Below are 21,448 nucleotides of genomic sequence, written 5' to 3' on the forward strand. Positions count from 1 at the left end.
ACCTCACATGAATACAAATGGATTCAAGTCGATCGCGACTTGTGTTTTTGACTTTTGACGAAGGGCTAAGATATCACGGAGATGTGTCCGGACATCTTCCTGCCCTTTATGTTTAATTAAGACCTGTTGTCGGTACATATTCTTCAGTCGAGCAAGTGGCGCATCGAACGGTCCATTGACGACTAAATCCTCCGATTCGAAAGCCCGCAGCTCGGAAGCGATTTGTTGCGCTTCTGCTTGTGCTTCAAGTGGATGTGTCGCCGAGACCGTGATCAGACCAAGGAACCAGAATGGAGGGTGTCCCCCGAGTTTGCGCAACTGCATCTCCCGCTTATAGAACGTTTCGAAATCATGCTGTTTTGCCGTCTGAATGACGTAGTGTTCCGGATTATAGGTCTGGATGATCGACTGTCCGGCGAGTTGCCCCCGCCCGGCACGACCCGACACTTGCGTGATCAACTGAAATGTTCGCTCACTTGCCCGAAAATCCGGAATACCGAGCGTCGCATCGGCAGCGAGCACCCCAACGAGCGTGACATTTGGAAAGTCGAGACCTTTTGCGATCATCTGTGTCCCGAGAAGAATGTTTCCTTCCTTACGCTCGAAGGCATCGAGTAACTTCTCGTGTGCGCCTTTACGAGACGTCGTATCTTGATCCATCCGGATAATGCGCGCTTCCGGAATCAAATGCGCCAACTCTTCCTCGATCTTTTGTGTCCCCGTTCCGAACTGACGAATCTTCGTCGATTCACAGGACGGACAAGTTTTCGGCATCGCTGCCTCAAATCCACAATAGTGGCACTTTAAGCGATTTTCATGTTGATGATACGTTAAATTGACGGCACAATGCGGACATTGAAGCGTCTCCCCGCAATCCCGACATAAGACGAAGGTCGTGTATCCACGACGGTTCAAAAGTAATACCGTCTGTTCCCCACGCTCGATTCGTTCTTTGATGCCTTCGATGAGCGCGAGGCTGAACGGAGTCCGATTGCCCCGTTCAAGTTCCTTACGCATATCAACGATGTCGACCGGAGGCAGTTCTCCACCGAATCGTTCACGAAGCGGTAAGTAGCGATAGACCCCTTTTTGTGCCCGCGCATATGTCTCGAGTAACGGCGTCGCGCTTCCGAGCACGACAGGACATCGATGATAGGCCGCTCGCCATTTTGCAACATCACGCGTATGATAGCGCGGATTCTCTTCTTGTTTATAGGTTGTTTCATGTTCTTCATCGAGAATGATGATTCCGATATTCGTCAGCGGTGCGAACACGGCGGATCGTGCACCGACGACGACATCAACCTCACCTTGTGCGATTTTGCGCCACTCATCATACTTTTCTCCGAGCGATAGACCGCTATGCAAGACAGCGACCCGTTCTCCGAAACGACGTTTGAACCGTTTGACCATCATCGGTGTCAGACTGATTTCAGGGACGAGCAAGATCGCTTGTCTACCGCGTTCGAGTTGTGCATGAATCGATTCAAGATAGACTTCTGTCTTACCGCTTCCTGTTACGCCATGTAACAAAAACGTTCCGGTCTCCGCTTCAGCTGTTATCGCCGAGACGGCTTCCTGTTGCTTTTCCGTCAAAGAAGACGGCACAAAGATGTCTTGGACGAGATGCTCGTAAGGATTTCGCCGTACATCAATCGTCTCGACTTCAATGATGCCCTTTTTCTCGAGGGCGTTCAATGTTGCGCTCGTTGCGCCTGTCGCCTGCTTGATTTCACTCCAAAGCGCATTCGGAAATTCTTCGATATACGAGTAAAGTGCCACTTGTTGGCTCGCTTGTTTCGTAAAAGTTGCCTGTTCCTCGAGGAGACGAATCCGTTTATCCGTCTTAGACGTCTTTTTCTCACGAATGACCGGTTGAAGCGTCACGTCAGCTTGTTTCGCCGCTGTTAAGATGATTTGTTGGACTTCCGTTGGTAATTGACTCATTTTCTTACCATGATATGCCCGAAGTGGGCCCGACTCGACTATGACCAGTTTATCATAACTCACCTTCAAGGCAGCCGGCAGCATCGCAAGCAACGCCGTCGCCTGAAAACACAATGTCGTTTCTGATAGATAAGCCGACAGCTCGAGTAATTCCTGCGTATAGGTCGGCGTCTCATCTAAGACACGAACGATCGATTTGACGTTCGTCAGATCAGATGTGGCTTTCGTCCCGACGACGATCCCAAGCAACGCACGTGGACCGAACGGAACCTCGACGCGCATCCCGGGAACGATCAGCTCCTGCCAAAGTTCCGGCACGGCATAATCAAATGGACGATCGACAGTGGCCGCTGCGACATCGACGATGACTTCAGCTATCATGCCAATGCCTCCGCAAATTGGCGCATGAGCGCTTTAGCGAGCGTCGATTTCAATTGTTGATCGTATCGCGTGACGGAATCATTCTTCCCGAAGACGACGACCTCATTTTCGTCGCTGACAAATCCGATGTCAGAACGAGAGACATCATTCGCGACAATGAAATCCGCCTTCTTTCGGACGAGTTTCTGTTTCGCGAACGTCTCGACGTCCGTCGTCTCCGCTGCAAATCCAACTAATACCTGATGTTGTTTCTGCTCACCGAGCGTCTTCAGAATATCCGTCGTCTCCTCGAGTTCAATCCGCAATGGTCCGTGAATTTTCTTCTGCTTCTGATCGTACTGGACAGACGGTCGATAGTCAGCTACGGCAGCGGACATGATGACGATGTCTTGCGTCTCATAGTCACGTAACATGGCTTCAAGCATCTCTTCCCCTGATTCAACAGCAATCGTCGCCATCCCGGTCGGTAATCCGATCCGAAGGGGACCATGGACGAGCGTGACATCTGCTCCTGCGTCTCGTGCCGCCTCTGCTAGCGCAATTCCAGTTTTCCCTGAAGAATCATTCGTCAAATAACGGACCGGGTCAATCCGTTCAACGGTCGGACCTGCACTGATCAAAACTTTTCGCCCAGCTAGATATTTTTCTTCAAAGAACGTTGAGAGTGTTGCGACCAAATCTTCTGGTTCCGGTAAACGACCTTTTCCGACCCAACCACATGCGAGATTTCCGACTCCCGGTGCAATCACCTGGACACCATCCTGCTTGAGTTGTTCGATATTGCGGACAGTCGCCGGATGTTCGAGCATGTTGACATTCATCGCCGGTGCGACGATGACGGGACACGTTGCTGCAAGGATCGTCGTCGTAATGAAGTCATCTGCGATCCCGTGCGCGAGTTTTGCAATCAAGTTCGCGGTCGCTGGTGCGACGACGATCAAGTCCGCTTCGTCCGCTAAATCGATATGGGCGATTTTTGACGGATCATGCTCGATGAAGACGTCATCATAGACCGCTTTTCGCGTCAGTGCTTCAAACGTCGTCTTACCGACGAATTGTTGCGCATTACGCGTCATCGCGACTTGAACGTGTGCGCCTGCTTGGACGAGTTTTGAAGCGAGTGCTGCTGATTTATAGGAAGCGATTCCACCGCCGACACACAGTAGAATGTTTCGGTTGGTTAACATGTAGGTGTCCTCCTTATTGAAAAAAACAGCCACGATGACAAGTGGCTGCTTCAAAATTAGTCTTGCGGTTGGTTCGTGACGGATACTTCTTCGAAATAAAGCTCTTCTAAAGCTTTCCCGACCGGTTTATGCGATTTTGGGTTCGTGACTCTCACGCGTTTCCCGTCTTGGATTTGACGCGCACGCTTAGCGGCAACTGTAACGATCGTATATTTCGATGGCACTTTCTTTTGAAGCTTATCAACTGATGGATATAACATATCACTTAACCTCCATGGCTTTTTTATATAGGGACGCGACACGTTCCCGACTGCAATGTTCCGCTGTGACGATCGCTTGAATTCGATCACAGGCTTTATGAATTTCGTCGTTCGTCACGACATAGTCATACGCATCCATCATCTCAATCTCTTCCTTAGCGACGAGAAGACGTTGCTTGATGACTTCCTCCGATTCCGTTCCACGCCCTACGAGGCGGTTCCGCAATTCTTGGAGGCTTGGAGGTGCAAGGAATAAGAAGACAGCTTCCGGAAAATGTTCTTTGACCTGCATGGCCCCTTGAACTTCGATTTCGAGAATGACGTCTTTTCCTTCATCTAGGATCTGGTTTACCCATTCGACAGGCGTTCCATAATAATTCCCTACGAATTCAGCATATTCCAAGAGTTGATTGTTCGCAATCATCTCTTCGAATTCTTCACGCGATTTAAAGAAATAGTGGACACCATCTACTTCTCCTTCACGCGGTTGGCGCGTCGTACAGGATACCGAGTAATGCAGATCGTTATCCTGATCTTCGCGCAAGGCACGACAGACCGTTCCCTTTCCGACACCACTTGGACCTGATAATACGAGTAATAAGCCACGCTCTTTGAAAATCACTTCAAAACCCCTCCATCTCACAAACTTCACATTGTTTCATATTAGCAGTAGAGACGGGAAGTTCGCAAGTCATCTTTTTTAGCTCGACTGCTTTATCATACCATAACGATGCTATTTCTGTTACCTTTAGAAAGTGAGAACGAAATCAAGAAAGAAGGTAATCGTATGGCTTTTGACGGATTGATGACGACACGCGTCGTCGAAGAACTCCAACCGCTCGTCGGAGGACGGATCAATAAGGTATACCAACCGTATACATTGGATTTAGTATTCCAGGTCCGGGCCGAGCGAAAAAACGTATTATTGCTCGCCTCTGCGAATGCCATGTATGCACGAATGCACATTACGTCGGAAGCGGTTAGCAACCCGAGTGAACCCCCACTCTTCTGTATGATGCTCCGTAAACATGTCGAAGGCGGGTTCATCGAGTCAATCGAACAACTCGAACGCGACCGGATCATCGTCTTGCGCGTCCGCTCCCGGAACGAACTTGGCGATGAGGAAGCGAAAAAAATCTATATCGAATTGATGGGACGTCACTCGAACATCATTTTGACCGATGGACAAGATAAGATCCTCGATGCGATCAAACACTTACCACTCAGTCAAAATACCTTCCGGACGATCATGCCAGGGATGACATACCAGCTTCCGCCGGCACAGGATAAAGTTGATCCGCTCACAGGAGATATCGAAAAGGCGCTTCACCGGATTGACTGGAACGCTGGGAAGCTCGATCGTCAGTTACTTGGTCTCTTCAGTGGTCTGTCCCCGCAAATCGCAAAAGAAATCGTCTCGCGAGCAGGTCTAGCCAACCGGACGACTCTCGCGTCTGCCTTTCAAGAAGTCCTGAAGGAACTCGATGGCCCTTATGTGTTGCAACGGATGGATGGCGGGAAGGAACGTTTCGCCCCTATCCGCTTGACGGAAGGATCCATCATCGATGAGAAGACGTTCGAGACGAGTGGTCAAGTCCTCGACGCCTTCTTCCATCAAAAGGCGAACCGCGATCGCGTCAAACAACAAGCAGTCGATCTCGAACGGTTCATCAAAAGTGAATATGATAAAAATATTCTAAAACGCTCGAAACTCGAAAAAGATTTAGAAGCGACGTTACGGATGGATGAGTGGAAACATAAAGGGGAATTACTGACGACCTATCTGTATCAGCTCGAACGCGGGATGAAGGAAGCGACAGTCGTCGATTACTATGACCCAGACGGCGCTGAGATAACGATTTCGCTCGATCCTCGCTTTTCACCGAATGAGAACGCGCAGCGCTACTACAAACGGTACAACAAATTAAAAACCGCCAAAGTCGAAGTCGCGCGTCAGCTCGAGAAGAACCAAGCTGAGATTGCGTACTTCGAAGGCTTACTTGCGCAACTCGATGTCGCATCCCCAGAAGACATCCGGGAAATGCGCGAGGAACTCGTCGAAGAAGGTTATCTGCGCGAACGACAAAAGAAGAAAAAGAAACCGCAGCTCCCACAACTCGAAGCATACCGTTCTTCGACTGGTCTTCCATTCTTCGTAGGAAAGAACAATAAACAAAATGATTACGCGACGTTCAAGTTCGGACGCAGGTCCGATACGTGGTTACACACGAAGGATATCCCGGGATCGCACGTCATCATTCAAAGTGATGCACCGGACGAGACGACGTTGAAGGAAGCAGCGATCGTCGCGGCTTATTTCTCGAAAGCACGTGAGTCGAGCCAAGTCCCGGTCGACTTCACGGAACTACGTTATGTCAAAAAACCGAGTGGTGCAAAGCCCGGATTCGTCATCTACACGGATCAAACAACTCTTTACGTCACACCTGATCCAGATGTCGTCCAATCCTTACGTCAATGACGCTACACAAAAAAGCGCTGTTTTTCCTAAATGTTACTTAGGAGAAACAGCGCTTTTTCATCTTCACTTCATTTTTTCTAACTGTTCCCGGTAATCAAGCAAATGCCCATGGATGATATCCTTCGCTTCGCTTAATTCTTGATCGAATGAGAACATCGCCTGTTTTCGTTCGTGGGAGAAGATGACATCGTAATGATGGCTGAGTAAGAAATCAATTTCCTGACCGAGCGTCTTTTCCTGTTCTTCTGTCATCGGGATATCCCGGTGACTAGCAATGCTTTCAAGCAAGACGAGCAACTTGTCTTCAAGATCGACAAGCTCCTTCAGTCGAATGAACGCTTCACTTTGACCGCTTGCCACCAATGGATATTTTTGATCCTCTTGAAGCATCAGCATCATTTCCTCATGTTTGAGGATTTGTTTACGGACGGCAAGCAAGCGTCCATCATCTTGCACAAGGGTTCGCCAATCTTCCATCAACTGTTGCGTCGTTTTTTTGACGAGTAATAGCAAGCGGTCTTCATAATGTGGTGGGAAGACGATGTAGTTGACGAGAACGGCAGATAACACACCGACGACAGTCAGCAACGATCGTGATAAGGCATAGTGGACATAGTCGGCGGTCGGGCTCTCGAACATCAAGACGATCGCAAAGGCAGCGAACGTCGACATATCCGTTCGTCCAATCATCGAATTGAGGACGAGTGAGACGACGACGGCGAGTCCGATCGTCAGCGGATTGGCACCAAGTGTCGCAACGATGGCGAGTCCACACATTAGTCCGAGTACCGTTCCGAAAATTCGATTGAAGACGATTTTAAATGAACGATGGATTGTCGGTTGCATCGCAACGATGGCTGCGACAGCCCCCATTCCTGAATAAATATCAAATACATACCAAGAGATGCTGAGTGCAAGAGCTACCGCGATGCCAGTCTTAATCGTTCGAAGTCCAATCCGAAACTTTAATTTCACTCGAGCGTCACCTGCCCGACTTCACTATTGACTGTCACTTCCGGTTTTTCTTGTTTCGACAGTTCATAAATCGTCTCATCCTTATTCTTTTGTTTCGTATATCGATCAGAGGCTTTAATATCGCCTCCCGTGTCGATCGTAATCGTACCGGCTGATTTATCTGGCTTCAATTTCGTCGCGCCGTCAATCGTCGTGACGTCAAGACTCAACTTCGCCATATAGTCTGCCAGCGAGACACTCTCGCCTGTCACCTGCGCATGTACGGCGTCCATTTCCTTGACGGAAATCGCACGTGTTGCATTCAGTGTAATCTCATCACCTTTCACTTTATCGAGACTCATCGCTTCTCCATCCATCTCGATCGTTTTTGCGTAGATGCCCATCCCTTTCAGTGTACCGGCATCGACATCAACACGGTTCATATAACTTGGTAATCCTACTTGAATCGTATAGTCTGCTGTTTTCTCGCTCGGACGATTGCCAAGTCGAGACAGCCAACCATCTCGTCCTGTCACCGTCACCGTATTCGTCGATGTACTGATTTTCAGTCGCTTCCCACTCGACGCACTATCGACGAGTTTGATTTGGACGTTTCCGTCTGTGCTTCGAACGAATTGTACCGTTGCGTGCGGCGCCTCGATGGCGAGAGATTTATAGCGATTCGTCGTCTTAAATGACTCGCCGCGCGATAACAATTCCGTTGAGACGAGCAATGTGATCGAATAGATGACGACAAGTCCGAGAATGACACCACCGTATAAGTAGATTGGCCGTTTCACTGGTCCTTTTTCTCCAATCCGGTTCAATCGTGCATCCATCTTTTGTTTTTGTTTATTTTTTAAGCGTGTGAACGACGATTGTTTTCGTTTTCGCACACTCCTACTATTATGTTCTTCCATGTCAGCCCCTCCATCTCATGTCTTCCATTATTCCGAATATCCGAATCGGCTGTCAACAGCCCCTTTCTTATCATAGAAGAAGTTCACCGTTTCGCCATCGGGCGGAAGAAGGAAGGAAGTCAGAAAAACGGCGACAAAAAGGAGAGGAACCATGACGGTTCCTCTCCTTTGCTTAAGAACGGATTATAATTCGAGTGACTCGCCAATCGCGAGTGGATGGCCCGTTTGACCTTGCGCTTCAATCTTTTCACAGAAGGCGTTCGCATCTTGTTTGATTAAATCAAATGTATCGTAGTGGATTGGTACGACGGCTTTCGCTTGCAACATATCTGCAGCAATCAACGCGTCGTCCGGACCCATCGTGAAGTTATCACCAATCGGTAAGAAAGCTAAATCGATTTCGTGATGGGCACCATAAAGAGCTAAATCCCCGAACAGTGCCGTATCACCTGCATGATAGATTTCCTTTCCTTCGATCGTCAGCAAGAATCCAGCCGGCATCCCCATGTACGTAATTGTCTGTTTTTCCTCATCGATGATACTTGATGAATGGAATGCCTGTGTCATCTTCACTTTACCAAACGGAAACTCAAACTGTCCGCCGAGGTTCATCGGGTGAACGTTGAGCCCTTTGAAACTCAGATACGTCGCCAGTTCATGAGTAGCAATGATTGTAGCTCCCGTCGCTTTCGCGATTCGCTCTGCATCAAGCATATGATCGGCATGCGCATGCGTCAAAAGGATGAAATCCGCTTTGACGTCATCGGGATTCGTCGTCGCTTTTTCGTTACCGCTAAAGAATGGATCGATGACGAGATGATGCCCGTTCGTCTCGATTGTTACTGTCGATTGTCCGTGATAAGTCAATTTCATGAGTGTCACTGCCTCTCGTTTAGGATTCGGATAATTGATTCCCTTCCCCCCACGCGCATAAACCTTTCATGGCCGGTTGCAGTGTAAATGCCGCCTCTGTCAATTTGTATTCGACGTGTAAGACGGCTTCATCATACTCAATCCGCTCGATCATTCCGAGTCGTTCAAGTTCTTTTAACTGATCGGTCAAGACTTTCCGAGAAATCCCGGGAATGGCACGTTGTAACTCTAAAAAACGTTTCGGACCGTTCTCTAACGTGCAATATAATTGTGGACGCCATTTTCCGCCGATGATGGCGAGCGCCCGATTGACCGGAAATTGTTCTGTCGACATGTTGTTCTCTCCTCCAGAGTAGTTACTTCAAAGTGCGTACTATGCAATCGAGTGTAGCGTAAGTTAGAGTATGCGTAAATCATTTTGCAAAAGGAGTGTTAAGCATGACGTATCCACGTAATTTTTCGCACATCGGTCTTTCCGTGCCGAATCTCGACGAAGCCGTCCGTTTTTATCAAGAGGTGATGGGCTGGTATATCATCATGGAACCGTCTGATGTCCTCGAAGATGATTCTGCCATCGGTGTCATGTGTACGGATGTCTTTGGTGCAGGGTGGAACAAGTTCCGGATTGCTCACATGGCGACAGGTGACCGCATCGGAATCGAGTTGTTCGAATTCCCGAACAATGAACAACCCGAAAACAACTTCGAATTCTGGAAAACAGGCATCTTCCATTATGCGATTCAAGATCCAGACGTCGAAGGACTCGTCGAAAAAATCGTTGCCCATGGTGGCAAACAACGGATGCCAATCCGCGAATACTATCCGGGAGACAAGCCGTATCGAATGGTCTACTGTGAGGATCCATTCGGTAACCTCGTCGAAATCTACTCTCACTCGTATGAACTCACGTATTCGGAAGGAGCGTATTAAACATGAAAGCATGGTTAAATCACTCAGGTACAGCCATTGATCAATGGACATTTGAAGAGGTCGAGACGCCGACGCCAGGAGAAGGTCAAGCTTTGATTCGCGTCAAGACCGTCGCACTGAATCCCGTCGACTATAAGGCGACTAACAATCCAGCTTGGACGTTCCCGCATATTCCAGGCGTCGATCTAGCTGGTGTCGTCGAACAAATCGGACCCGGCGCAGAAGTGAAAATCGGCGATCGCGTAGCGATTCATACGAACCTGCAACGCGATGGTGCTTTTGCTGAATATGCACTCGTCGATACACGTGCCCTCGCCCTGATTCCGGAAGACATCTCATTCGCTGAAGCCGCTGCGATTCTTTGCGCAGGCATGACGGCCTATGAAGCCATCATTCAGAAGATGAACACGACAGGAAAAGAGACGATCCTCATTCATGCTGGTGCAGGTGGTGTTGGTGGCATCGGCATTCAACTCGCAAAACGCCTGGGTCTTTCAGTCGCAACGACTGCTTCGACGGAAAACCACGAGTGGGTCAAGCGACTCGGTGCCGATCTTGCAATCGACTACAAAAAAGAAAATGTCACGGATGTCATCCGCGATTGGACGAATGGTCGCGGCGCTGACTTGATTTTTAATACGGTCGGTCGAGATGAAGCAACAGCGGATCTCGGACGTCTTGCCTTCTCGGGGCAACTTGCCTTCATCGCCGGTGGTCCCGATCAGTCGGTCGTCAAGCCGTTCACGCTCTCCCCTTCGATCCATGAAGTAGCACTCGCGGCTGCTTATGCAAGCGAAGATGACCGTGCCATCCGAAACCTCGGTCATATGGCAAGCGAGTTATTAAAACTCGTCGCAGCAAAAGAACTAGATCCACTCGTCACAGAAGAGATTCCAGCAGCGGACATCGTCAAAGGATTGCAACGTCTATCTGAACGCCATGTCCGTGGTAAAATCATCGCTACATTCAATTGATTTCTCAGTTTGACATGAAACAGCCGATCGTCCTTAGATAACAGGATGATCGGCTGTTGTTGTACATATCAATGTCTAGACATGTCCAAGAAACAAGTGGCTCGATATTCATCGATAGCGCTCTTGTTTCTTGATATGTAAGGATCGCCCGACTAACTCGAAACCGACATGCTGATAGATCTTATTCGCTGTCTGGTTCGACCAATCGGTGTAGAGCGTCACGACCGGATAAGACTTTAGTAGATGTTCAGATAGTTTGGCGACGAGATAAGAGGCATACCCATTTCCACGCAGTTCTTTCGGCGTATAGACGTAAGAAATCGTAATCCCAGTTTGCGTCGGACGCGTTGCTGCCGCCATCGCGACAAGCATATCTCCACGAAACAGTCCGAACAAGCTTCCTTGCTGGATGTGGCGCGTCATCGACTGATGGAGTTGAGTAAGCTGTCGCTCAGAAGGTCGCGTTTCAACTTCATGTAAAAATCCGGACGCAAATGCTAAGGCTTGTTGTCTTTCATCGTCCGAAATCGGTCGGAAGACGACGTTTTCCGGAACAAGCGGCATCTCGACCTCTGTCAGTGCATACATCCCTTGTTCCATATGTACCTCATACATGGAATGTGGGAGTAAAAGCGGCGCTAAGATGGCCTGTTCTCCGACGAATCCTGGACTATCAAGAATTCGCGCGAGCTTTCGGATTCCTTCTTGCGAGAACACATCACCTGCGACGATGGCTTGCTCCGGTATCGTTTGCAATATGACGAGACGATGATCGTCTTCTTGTGCCGTTGCCATCAAGAGCGGTTCATCCCCACGTTCTAATATGCCAAGAATCAACTGATGGGTATCCGGACGTTCAAGCAAAAACGGGAGGACGACCTTTTTGAACTGTTCATAATCACGATAATGCGTCACCATAGTCGACGACCTCCTTTATTTTTCTAGTGTACCAAAACATTCACTAGAAATCGTAGGTCGTCCGACGGAATCTATCGATTTTAGACATTCGCTGTAAAACGTTCGCTCCAAGCGACTGGATCTTTCGACCAATCCGCCAACTGTTTTTGCTCTTCTATAGTAATATCACCTTGTTGTTGTGCGGTTTCGAGTAACGCTTCGAACGTCAGTAATGCATCCGCTTCGATCTTTGCGTCGCGGAGATTGTTTGACAAGCGCTCCATCCCGTACGAGAAGATCGCTTGAATGCGAATGACATTTGCTCCCTTCGCTTGCAGAGCTTGCGCCGCTTCGATTGCAGACATCCCCGTCGATAATAAGTCTTCGATGACGACGACACGTTGTCCAGGTTGAATGACACCTTCGATTTGATTCCCTTTACCGTGTTTCTTGTTGCCACTACGTACGTAGACCATCGGTAATCCTAGTCGTTCCGCGACGAATGCTGCGTGTGGAATACCTGCCGTCGCAGTTCCAGCAATCACATCGACTGCAAGTCCCTTCACTTTCTCAGCGAGTGCATCTGCAATCAAGGAACGAACTTCTGGGTACGAGAGCGTCAAACGATTATCACAATAAATCGGTGAACGAAGTCCACTTGCCCATGTGTATGGATCGTTTGGCGATAAGGTGACGGCTTCAATACGGAGTAACGCACTAGCGATTGGATTTAACATGAGAATTGCCCCTTCCATTGTTCAAGTAACATCAGATAGACCTGTTCTGGATGTTCTGCACGCGTAATCGGACGACCGATCACTAAATCCGTCGCTCCATTTTGACGAGCGTCAAGAACGGTCGCGACCCGCTTTTGATCATCCGCTTGACTGTTCGTCGGACGAATGCCGGGTGTGACGAATCGAAAATCTGTCCGACAAGCTGAAACTAGTTCCGGAAGATCGAGTGCTGAACAGACGATACCATCTAGTCCTGCTGCTTCTGCGAGTTGCGCATATTCACGAACGACTGCCGGCATCACTCCTTCAATCTTTAAATCGCGTAACATCGCTTCATCCGTCGATGTCAACTGAGTCACGCCAATCAGTTGTGTCTCAGCGTTCGTCTCACGCAGTCCTTCTCGGGCTGCGATCATCATCTCTTTCCCACCAGCAACATGGACGTTCGTCAGTTCGACGTCTAATTGTCCGATGATACGCATCGTCCGACGTGCCGTTTCTGGAATGTCGTGGACTTTGACATCGAGGAACACCGCATGTCCGCGCTCGACGAGTTTTCGGACGAAGGTTCCGCCTGCTGCATAAAACAATTCCATCCCGACTTTCACAGCTGGTCGTGTCGCTTCGAACCGTTCGAGAAACGAAAAGACTTCTGCTTCGGTCGGAAAATCAAGCGCGATGTAAAGTTGATTCATATGCTTTCCCCCTGATGTCTAAAATATGATCAATACCAAGTTCGTCCATGCGTTCCGGTAACTGCTGAATCAATTCTTGACAGATGTATGGATTGACGAAGTTTGCGGTACCGACGGCAACAGCCGAAGCTCCAGCGTAAATCATTTCGAGGACATCATCGACCTCCATCACGCCACCCATGCCAATGATCGGGATCGAAACGGCTTGCGCGACATCATGAATCATCCGAATCGCAACCGGTTTGATCGATGGACCGGATAATCCACCAATCCGATTGGCAAGGATCGGCTGCCCCGTCCGGACATCGATTCGCATCCCAACGAGTGTATTGATCATCGTCAGACCATCTGCACCAGCTGCTTCGACGGCACGTGCCATCTCAACGATCGAGGTGACATTCGGTGATAGTTTGACGTAGACTGGTTTAGTCGAAACCCGTTTGACACGTCGTGTCAATTCAGCAGCAAGCGACGGATCCGTTCCGAATTGAATTCCACCCGATTTGACGTTCGGACAAGAAATATTTAATTCCAGTGCATGAATGCCAGGATGCTGACTCATTTTCTCTGCGACGAGCTCATATTCTTCCGGTGTCGAACCCGCGACATTGGCGATGATCGCCGTATCGAACGTCTCGAGGAAAGGCATCTTATTCGTTAGGATGCCATCGACACCCGGGTTTTGGAGACCGATTGCATTCAACATCCCCATCCCACTCTCTGCGACACGCGGCGTCGGGTTTCCGTAGCGTTCTTCACCCGTCGCTGCTTTAATCATGATCGCCCCAAGCTCTGATAAATCATACAACTTCGCATATTCCTCACCGAACCCAAAACATCCGGATGCCGGCATGATCGGATTTTTTAAAGAGAGTCCCGGCAACTCGACACGCAATCGTTCCGTCATAGTACGACCTCCTCTGCCCGAAAGACTGGACCATCGGAACACGTCTTGACGTACCCGCCCGTCGGTGTTTGACAGACACAGGCAAAGCATGCTCCGATCCCGCACCCCATTCGGTTTTCGATCGACAGATACTTATGTTCAATCGGTTGTTGCTGTAGTGACTTCAGCATCGGTTCCGGTCCGCAGGCGAGTAGGACATCGTAGCTTTCCGGATGTAAGGCAGCCGTGACGAATCCTGCTATACCATGCGTCCCATCGACGGTCGTGACCGTCGTCTTACCGAGCGCTTGGAATTCCGCTTCGTAAAAAACACTTGTTGCAGTATCGAATCCTAGAATCGCTTCACATGTCACACCCCGGGCGACAAGTTGGCGCATCGTCTCATACAGCGGTGGTACACCGATCCCCCCACCAACGAGGACGACGCGTTGAGTTGGATGGATAGCAGCAATCGGAAACCCGTTTCCAAGCGGTCCGAGGGCATCGATCGTATCATCCGGACGCAAAGAAGCCAGTTCTGCTGTTCCTTGTCCGATTTCTTTAAAGAGAAACGTGATCAAATCATGGTCGACCCGGGCAATCGAGATCGGTCGGCGTAAGAGTGGCCCGACGCGAAGATGCATGAATCGCCCTGGCGCGATGACCTGAGGTTGCTCAAGGCGACAGACGAGTTCTGTCGCACCTTGAGCTACCGTTCGTCGAGAAACGACCGTCAAGAGTTGCTTCATTGGATCACCACTTTCTTTTCATGTGTGAAGGCTTGGATCGCACTGGCTTCAAATGAGCGACTTTCGATGACACGTAGAATTGCTTCCGCCGTATCGAGTGATGTCAGACAGACGACTTGATTCTCGGCTGCTGCCCGGCGAATGATGAAGCCATCTTTCGTGACTTGCGAGTCCCGACTCATCGTATTGATGACGTATTCGATTTCCCCTTTTTCAATCACGTCGAGCATCGATTCGGAAGACGAGTCGATTTTGCCGACCGTCTGGACCGGTAATCCTTGCTCCGTCAAGTACGCTGCCGTTCCTTCCGTTGCAAGTAACGTGAATCCAAGTGAGGCAAAGCGTCGTGCGAGATCCGTCATTTCTGCTTTATCTGGATCTGCGACTGTCAAGAGGACACGACCGTGCTCTGGAATCGCCATCCCTGATGCGAGCAACCCTTTATAGAGCGCTTTTTCGAGCGTCCGGTCCGTTCCGATGACTTCACCGGTTGATTTCATTTCCGGTCCGAGTGTCGGATCAACTTCTTTAAGCTTCGCAAATGAGAAGACCGGTACTTTGACCGAGACGAGTGGTTCTTCCGGTAGGACACCACTTGTTAATCCATAAGAAGCGAGTGTCTCACCGAGAATGATGTCCGTTGCGAGACGCGCGACCGGAAGTCCCGTCACTTTCGAGATGAATGGCACCGTCCGGCTAGCACGCGGATTGACTTCAAGGACATAGAGAGCGCCGTCCGCGTAGACGAACTGGATGTTGAGTAAGCCTTTGATGCCGAATGCTTTCGCAATCCGTGTCGTGTAGTCGACGATCCGGTCCTTGATGTCTTGGGAGACACGTTGTGGCGGATAGACACCAATCGAGTCACCCGAGTGAACACCGGCACGTTCGATGTGCTCCATGATGCCTGGAATGACGACATCCGTTCCGTCGCAGATTGCGTCGACCTCGAGTTCGATTCCTGTCAGATAGCGGTCAACGAGGACCGGTCGTTCCGGTGAGGCGATGACCGCGTGTTTCATATAATGTTCCAGTTCTTCTTGAGCATAGACGATTTCCATTGCCCGACCGCCGAGGACGTACGATGGACGAACGAGAACCGGGTAACCGAGTGACGCTGCTGCCGTGACCGCTTCTTCGACTGTCACGGCCGTTTTACCTGGTGGCTGTGGAATGTCGAGCGCCGTCAATGCTGCTTCGAACTGTTTCCGGTCCTCAGCCCGGTCGAGATCCTCAAGCGATGTCCCGAGGATTTTTACACCTTCTGCTGCTAATGACTCGGCTAAGTTGATCGCTGTCTGTCCACCGAACTGGACGATGACACCGAGTGGACGTTCGTTTCGGATGACTTCCAGTACATCCTCCGTCGTCAGTGGTTCAAAGTAGAGCCGATCGGAAATCGAGAAGTCGGTCGACACCGTTTCTGGATTGTTGTTGACGATGATTGCTTCGTAGCCGGCTTGTCGAATCGCTTGAATCGAATGGACTGTCGCGTAATCGAACTCGACTCCTTGACCAATCCGGATCGGTCCCGATCCTAGGACGAGAATCGAAGAACGGTTCGTCGCGATTGCTTCATTTTCGCGTTCGTATGTTCCGTAATAGTATGGCGTGTCGGACGCGAACTCTGCCGCACACGTATCGACCATCTTATAGACCGGGTGAATCGCTTGTGCTTCACGCATCCGGCGAATCTCCGTTTCCGTTTGTCCGGTGATCCGAGCGAGCATCGGGTCACTGAATCCATATCGCTTCACATGCAGGAGTAGCTCAGGTGTCAAACCAGTTGCGACTGATTGCTCGAGCTGCCAAATATGGTGCAACTTTTCAAGGAACAGGCGATCAATCGCTGTCCAGTCATGAATCTGTTCGACGCTGTAACCGCGGACGAAGCCCGCGTACAAGGCGAAGAGTCGATCGTCCGTCGCTTGGCGAATCGCTTGTTGTAACGCATCATCTGCCATTTCGATGAAGCGTGGCATATACAGATCCGCTGTACCGATTTCAAGCGAACGGACCGCTTTCAGTAATGCCTCTTCCATCGTCCGTCCCATTGCCATGACCTCACCAGTTGCTTTCATCTGTGTGCCGAGTGTCCGGTCCGCCGTTTCGAATTTATCGAACGGCCAGCGCGGAATCTTGGCGACGACGTAATCGAGTGCCGGTTCGAACGAAGCAAAACTTGTCTCGGTGATCGGGTTCTTTAATTCGGACAAGGCATACCCGACGGCAATTTTCGCAGCCAGTTTTGCGATTGGGTAACCCGTTGCTTTTGACGCGAGTGCAGACGAGCGTGAGACACGTGGGTTGACTTCGATGACATAGTAGTCGAAGCTCGTCGGATCCAGTGCGAACTGGATGTTACATCCGCCCTCGATTCCAAGTGCACGAATGATATCGAGCGAGACGTTTCGCAACAATTGATAATCGCGATCCGATAGCGTTTGCGTCGGAGCGAAGACGATCGAGTCTCCGGTATGAACGCCGACGGGATCGAAGTTTTCCATCGCACAGACGATGATCGCCTGATTCGTCGCATCGCGCATGACTTCGAACTCGACTTCCTTCATCCCGGCAATTGATTTTTCAAGAAGTACCTGTGTTGCCGGACTTGCCTTGAGTCCCCCTTCGACGATTCGCGTGAACTCTTCTGGTGTGTTGGCGATTCCGCCGCCCGTTCCCCCAAGCGTATACGCCGGACGGATGATGATCGGTAGACCGATCTGTTGCCGGAATTGTTGTGCCTCTTCGAGCGTATGCACGATTTCACTGTCCGGCACACCATGCCCGCGTTTAAACATCAGTTGACGGAACAAATCACGATCTTCTGCCTCTTCGATTGCTGACAATTTCGTACCGAGTAACTCGACACCATACTCAGCAAGGACACCGAGACGATCCAGTTCGACAGCCAAGTTCAGACCCGTTTGACCTCCGAGTGTCGCAAGCAAAGCATCCGGACGTTCCTTGCGGATGATCCGTGAGACGAACTCTGCTTGGAGGGGCTCGATGTAGACACGATCAGCGACCGTTGGATCCGTCATGATCGTTGCTGGGTTCGAGTTGACGAGGATGACTTCATATCCTTCTTCCTTCAAGGCTTGACACGCTTGTGTTCCAGCGTAGTCGAATTCAGCTGCTTGTCCGATCACGATAGGACCGGACCCGATAACGAGAATTTTCTGGATATCTTGACGTTTAGGCATGAGAGACCTCCTGTTGTTTCGTGATTTCTTCTAAAAACTGTTGGAATAGACCGTTCGCATCCATCGGACCAGGTGATGCTTCCGGATGGTACTGGACGGAGAAGACCGCTGCTGTCGTATGACGGATTCCTTCGACCGTTCCGTCGTTAATCGCAAGATGCGTCACTTCAAGCACGGTATCGCGTAATGACTGTTCGTCAACGGCATACCCGTGGTTTTGCGACGTGATATCGACGCGACCAGTCCGGATATCTTGGACTGGATGATTCGCCCCTCGGTGACCGAATGGGAGCTTGAACGTATCCGCCCCGTGCGCTAGTGCAATCAACTGATGACCGAGACAGATGCCGAAGATGACGACTTTTCCCGTCAATTCTTGAATCATCGGAATCGCTGTCGGGACATCCTTTGGATTCCCTGGTCCGTTCGATAGCATTACACCGTCCGGACGATAGCGTAAGACTTCCGTTGCACTGACGTCGTAGGGCACGACGACGACTTCACAGCCGCGTTTGACGAGTTCGCGGACGATTCCGAGCTTCGCACCGAAATCGACGAGAACGATCCGCGGTCCAGCACCCGGAATGATGTACGCTCGTTCCGTTGAAGCCCGCTTGACTTGATCCGTCTCGATAGGTGCATTTTGAAGATGAACCAGTTCTGCTGCTAAATCGAACTCACCGTCAACGAGTCGTCCACGCATGACACCTTTCGAACGGATATGCCGTGTCAGTTGACGCGTATCGATTCCACTTAATCCTGGAATATCAAGATCTTGAAGTGCTGCATCGAGCGACATCTCACTTCGGAAATTCGACGGCGTCTGACAATGTTCACGTACGATCAGTGCTTTAGCGAGCGGACGCGTCGTCTCATAATCTTCTCGGTTAATCCCGTAGTTTCCGATCAACGGGTTCGTCAACACGATCATCTGATCGCAGTAAGATGGATCCGATAACATTTCCTGATATCCTGTCATTCCGGTCTGGAAGACGACCTCTCCTGTTGTTGTCGTATCTGATCCAAACGCCGTTCCTTCAAACGTCATCCCATCTTCTAGTATCAGTGTCCGTTTACGCATGTGCTGTGTCCTCCTTGAATACGATTTCTCCCTTGACGAGCGTCATGACCGGGAATCCTTTTAACCGTTCTCCTGCGAACGGTGTGTTCTTGCCTTTTGAGCGGAATCGTTCCGGTGATACGGTACGCTCCGTTTCTAGATCAAGCAAAACTAGATCTGCTTCCGCCCCCACTTCGAGTTTCCCGTAAGGAAGTTCAAAGATGGCTGCTGCCTTATCCGTCAAATTCCGAATCAGTGTCTCAAGTGTCATCTCTCCTTCAGCGACGAGCTTCGTATAGAGGAGTGGGAAGGCCGTCTCGAACCCTGTGATGCCGAACGGGGCGCGTTCGATACCGAGTGCCTTCTCTTCTGCCGCATGGGGAGCATGATCGGTCGCGATGCAATCAATCGTTCCGTCCGCTAACCCCTCGAGCAATGCTTGGCGATCTGCTTCACTTCGTAAGGGAGGATTCATTTTAAAGTTCGGGTCCTGATTCGGTATGTCTTCATCGATCAACACCAGATGGTGCGGTGTGACTTCTGCCGTCACCCGAATCCCTGCTCGTTTCGCGTCACGGATGACACGGACCGATTCTTTCGTCGAGACATGACAGACGTGATAATGACAGCCGGTTTCTTCTGCGATCAGAACATCACGTGCGATGTGGATACTCTCAGCAAGCGACGGAATACCTTGTAGTCCTTCCCGTCGACTGTAGTTCCCCTCGTGCACACATCCTGCTTTTAACGAATCATCTTCGCAGTGAGCAACGATCGTTTTCCCGAGCCGTGCCGCCTGTTGCATCGCTGTCCGCATGACTGCTGCCGTCTGGACGCCGACACCATCATCCGTAAAGGCGACAGCATCTGTTAATTGGTCGAACGCGACGAGTTCTTGTCCGAGTTGATTTTTTGAAATCGCCGCGTAAGGCAAAACCCGAACGGACGCTGTCTCTTCAATCTTTTGGAACAACGCATCAAGTGTTTGACGATCGTCTGGTACGGGGCGCGTGTTCGGCATCGGACAAATCGTCGTGAATCCACCCGCTGCCGCCGCTGCCGTGCCGGTCGCAATCGTCTCCTTATGTTCGCCACCCGGTTCCCGCAGGTGGACATGGATGTCAACGAATCCTGGTGCGACGAATAAGCCGGACGCATCAATGACCGTTTCATTCGCTTGCGGTGTTGCTGCTAAATCCGTGATTTTCCCGGCTTCAATCCGAATATCTCCCGTTCGAACTTGTCCCGCCTCGTACCATCTCGCATTCTCAATTCGTGTTGTCATCTGCATCGTCTCCTTTGATTGATTTCGTTGAAAAGCACCATTCCAGAATCGCCATCCGTGCAAAGACACCGTTTTTCATCTGTTCAAAAATCCGCGATCGCGGATGTTCGACCAGTTCGTCGGCAATCTCGACTCCCCGATTGACCGGTGCCGGATGAAGCACGATCGCGGAATGCTTCAGACGGTTCATCCGCTCATCTGTCAATCCGTGCGTTGTGTGGTAGACTGCTGGATCAAATCGCGTCGTCCCGTCATGCCGTTCGTGCTGGACACGCAGTAACATCAAGATGTCGCACTGCTCGACGGCTTCATCCATCGGAAGATACGGTATGCCCATCGCAGGGTCGTACCACTCAATAGGTCCTGATCCATAGACGATGGCACCGAGTCGTTTTAAGATGTCAGCGTTCGATCGGGCGACGCGACTATGTTGTAAGTCCCCACAGATGACGACGACTTTTCCTTCGACCGTTCCATACGTTTCGACCATCGTCATCAAATCGAGTAAGGACTGAGACGGATGTTGACCGCTCCCATCTCCCGCATTGATGATCGGAATATTGAGCGTCTGCATCAGTTCTTCGTAATATCCGGTTGCTCCGTGACGAATGACCAAAGCATCTGCGCCGATTGCTTCGAGTGTCTTGCATGTATCGCGTAACGTTTCTCCTTTTTGCACGGAGGAAGTCGCCGTTTCGAACGGCAGTAGATGCATATTCAGACGATGCTCTGCCATCTCAAAGGAAGAGCGTGTCCGCGTCGAGTTTTCAAAGAACAGATTGACGAGTGTCTTACCGGAAAAATCTGGTGCTGGCTCGCCTCGTTTAAAAGCGAGACTGCGTTCAATCAAAGAATTGATTTCTGTCGTGGATAAACTTTCTAGGTTGACGAAATGCCGGGTTTTTAGGATCGTCTTCATATCATTCACTCCTCTTCAGGTCATGAAAAAGGCGCACCTTCTAAGTGAAGGTGCGCCGAAAGAAGGCAGAGTGATTCCCTGCATCTTTTCATGGCCTTCACTTTATCGT

At 50.3% G+C, this 21,448-nt stretch carries 20 protein-coding genes; 3 read left to right on the forward strand and 17 right to left on the reverse strand.

Annotated features, from left to right (window positions below):
• Window positions 1-3: 3 nt before the first annotated feature.
• Genes priA through gmk form a run of 4 tightly spaced genes read right to left on the reverse strand, consistent with a single transcriptional unit; the run spans window position 4 to window position 4,394 of the window.
• A complete protein-coding gene (gene priA / locus U719_RS10635; RefSeq protein WP_023468768.1) occupies window positions 4-2,328 on the reverse strand; it encodes a primosomal protein N' in 2,325 nt (774 codons plus the stop codon).
• The gene (gene coaBC / locus U719_RS10640; protein WP_023468769.1) at window positions 2,325-3,515 is read right to left on the reverse strand and encodes a bifunctional phosphopantothenoylcysteine decarboxylase/phosphopantothenate--cysteine ligase CoaBC; all 1,191 of its coding nucleotides are present in this window, start codon (window positions 3,513-3,515) and stop codon (window positions 2,325-2,327) included. Before coaBC ends, priA begins: the two co-directional genes overlap by 4 nt.
• 56 nt (window positions 3,516-3,571) lie before the next feature.
• Window positions 3,572-3,775: a DNA-directed RNA polymerase subunit omega gene (rpoZ, locus tag U719_RS10645; protein WP_023468770.1), complete on the reverse strand. Its 204-nt coding sequence runs from the start codon at window positions 3,773-3,775 to the stop codon at window positions 3,572-3,574.
• A 1-nt stretch (window position 3,776) separates the two neighbouring features.
• Entirely contained in the window at window positions 3,777-4,394 is a 618-nt protein-coding gene (gene gmk, locus U719_RS10650; RefSeq protein WP_174316772.1) for a guanylate kinase, read from the reverse strand.
• 168 nt (window positions 4,395-4,562) lie between these two features.
• Between gmk and U719_RS10655 the strand changes: the two genes are divergently transcribed.
• The gene (locus U719_RS10655; protein WP_023468772.1) at window positions 4,563-6,254 is read left to right on the forward strand and encodes an NFACT family protein; all 1,692 of its coding nucleotides are present in this window, start codon (window positions 4,563-4,565) and stop codon (window positions 6,252-6,254) included.
• A 63-nt stretch (window positions 6,255-6,317) separates the two neighbouring features.
• Here U719_RS10655 and U719_RS10660 read toward each other — a convergent pair whose 3' ends face one another.
• The 4 genes from U719_RS10660 to U719_RS10675 form a co-directional block, all read right to left on the reverse strand.
• Complete coding sequence (locus U719_RS10660; RefSeq protein WP_023468773.1) at window positions 6,318-7,229, reverse strand: aromatic acid exporter family protein; 912 nt, start codon at window positions 7,227-7,229, stop codon at window positions 6,318-6,320.
• Window positions 7,226-8,128 carry a hypothetical protein gene (locus U719_RS10665; RefSeq protein WP_023468774.1) on the reverse strand — a complete coding sequence of 301 codons (903 nt, stop codon included), beginning with the start codon at window positions 8,126-8,128 and terminating at the stop codon, window positions 7,226-7,228. Before U719_RS10665 ends, U719_RS10660 begins: the two co-directional genes overlap by 4 nt.
• Before the next feature lie 183 nt (window positions 8,129-8,311).
• The gene (locus U719_RS10670; RefSeq protein WP_023468776.1) at window positions 8,312-9,001 is read right to left on the reverse strand and encodes a metal-dependent hydrolase; all 690 of its coding nucleotides are present in this window, start codon (window positions 8,999-9,001) and stop codon (window positions 8,312-8,314) included.
• 19 nt (window positions 9,002-9,020) lie between these two features.
• On the reverse strand, window positions 9,021-9,335 hold the full coding sequence (locus U719_RS10675) for a helix-turn-helix domain-containing protein (RefSeq protein ID WP_023468777.1): 315 nt from the start codon (window positions 9,333-9,335) through the stop codon (window positions 9,021-9,023).
• A 104-nt stretch (window positions 9,336-9,439) separates the two neighbouring features.
• Between U719_RS10675 and U719_RS10680 the strand changes: the two genes are divergently transcribed.
• Window positions 9,440-9,931, forward strand: a complete 492-nt coding sequence (locus tag U719_RS10680) for a lactoylglutathione lyase family protein (RefSeq protein WP_023468778.1) — start codon at window positions 9,440-9,442, stop codon at window positions 9,929-9,931.
• 2 nt (window positions 9,932-9,933) lie between these two features.
• Window positions 9,934-10,905 carry a zinc-binding dehydrogenase gene (locus tag U719_RS10685; RefSeq protein ID WP_023468779.1) on the forward strand — a complete coding sequence of 324 codons (972 nt, stop codon included), beginning with the start codon at window positions 9,934-9,936 and terminating at the stop codon, window positions 10,903-10,905.
• A 108-nt stretch (window positions 10,906-11,013) separates the two neighbouring features.
• On the opposite strand, the gene U719_RS10690 is transcribed toward U719_RS10685, so the two are convergent.
• The 9 genes from U719_RS10690 to U719_RS10730 form a co-directional block, all read right to left on the reverse strand.
• Window positions 11,014-11,823 carry a GNAT family N-acetyltransferase gene (locus U719_RS10690; protein WP_023468780.1) on the reverse strand — a complete coding sequence of 270 codons (810 nt, stop codon included), beginning with the start codon at window positions 11,821-11,823 and terminating at the stop codon, window positions 11,014-11,016.
• A gap of 80 nt (window positions 11,824-11,903) precedes the next feature.
• Window positions 11,904-12,539, reverse strand: a complete 636-nt coding sequence (pyrE, locus tag U719_RS10695; RefSeq protein ID WP_023468781.1) for an orotate phosphoribosyltransferase — start codon at window positions 12,537-12,539, stop codon at window positions 11,904-11,906.
• The gene (pyrF, locus tag U719_RS10700; RefSeq protein ID WP_023468782.1) at window positions 12,533-13,234 is read right to left on the reverse strand and encodes an orotidine-5'-phosphate decarboxylase; all 702 of its coding nucleotides are present in this window, start codon (window positions 13,232-13,234) and stop codon (window positions 12,533-12,535) included. Before pyrF ends, pyrE begins: the two co-directional genes overlap by 7 nt.
• A complete protein-coding gene (locus U719_RS10705) occupies window positions 13,209-14,141 on the reverse strand; it encodes a dihydroorotate dehydrogenase (protein WP_023468783.1) in 933 nt (310 codons plus the stop codon). Before U719_RS10705 ends, pyrF begins: the two co-directional genes overlap by 26 nt.
• Window positions 14,138-14,869, reverse strand: coding sequence for an oxidoreductase (locus tag U719_RS10710; protein ID WP_023468784.1), 732 nt, complete (start codon window positions 14,867-14,869; stop codon window positions 14,138-14,140). The genes U719_RS10705 and U719_RS10710 overlap by 4 nt, the downstream gene beginning before the upstream one ends.
• Window positions 14,866-18,075 (reverse strand): carbamoyl-phosphate synthase large subunit, encoded by a 3,210-nt coding sequence (gene carB / locus U719_RS10715; RefSeq protein ID WP_023468785.1) that lies wholly within the window; start codon window positions 18,073-18,075, stop codon window positions 14,866-14,868. Before carB ends, U719_RS10710 begins: the two co-directional genes overlap by 4 nt.
• A complete protein-coding gene (locus tag U719_RS10720; RefSeq protein ID WP_023468786.1) occupies window positions 18,068-19,156 on the reverse strand; it encodes a carbamoyl phosphate synthase small subunit in 1,089 nt (362 codons plus the stop codon). The genes carB and U719_RS10720 overlap by 8 nt, the downstream gene beginning before the upstream one ends.
• A complete protein-coding gene (locus U719_RS10725; RefSeq protein ID WP_023468787.1) occupies window positions 19,149-20,420 on the reverse strand; it encodes a dihydroorotase in 1,272 nt (423 codons plus the stop codon). Before U719_RS10725 ends, U719_RS10720 begins: the two co-directional genes overlap by 8 nt.
• Complete coding sequence (locus U719_RS10730; protein WP_023468788.1) at window positions 20,404-21,339, reverse strand: aspartate carbamoyltransferase catalytic subunit; 936 nt, start codon at window positions 21,337-21,339, stop codon at window positions 20,404-20,406. The genes U719_RS10725 and U719_RS10730 overlap by 17 nt, the downstream gene beginning before the upstream one ends.
• Between the last annotated feature and the right edge of the window lie 109 nt (window positions 21,340-21,448).

It is taken from the genome of Exiguobacterium sp. MH3, from assembly GCF_000496635.1.
Lineage (GTDB): Bacteria > Bacillota > Bacilli > Exiguobacteriales > Exiguobacteriaceae > Exiguobacterium_A > Exiguobacterium_A indicum.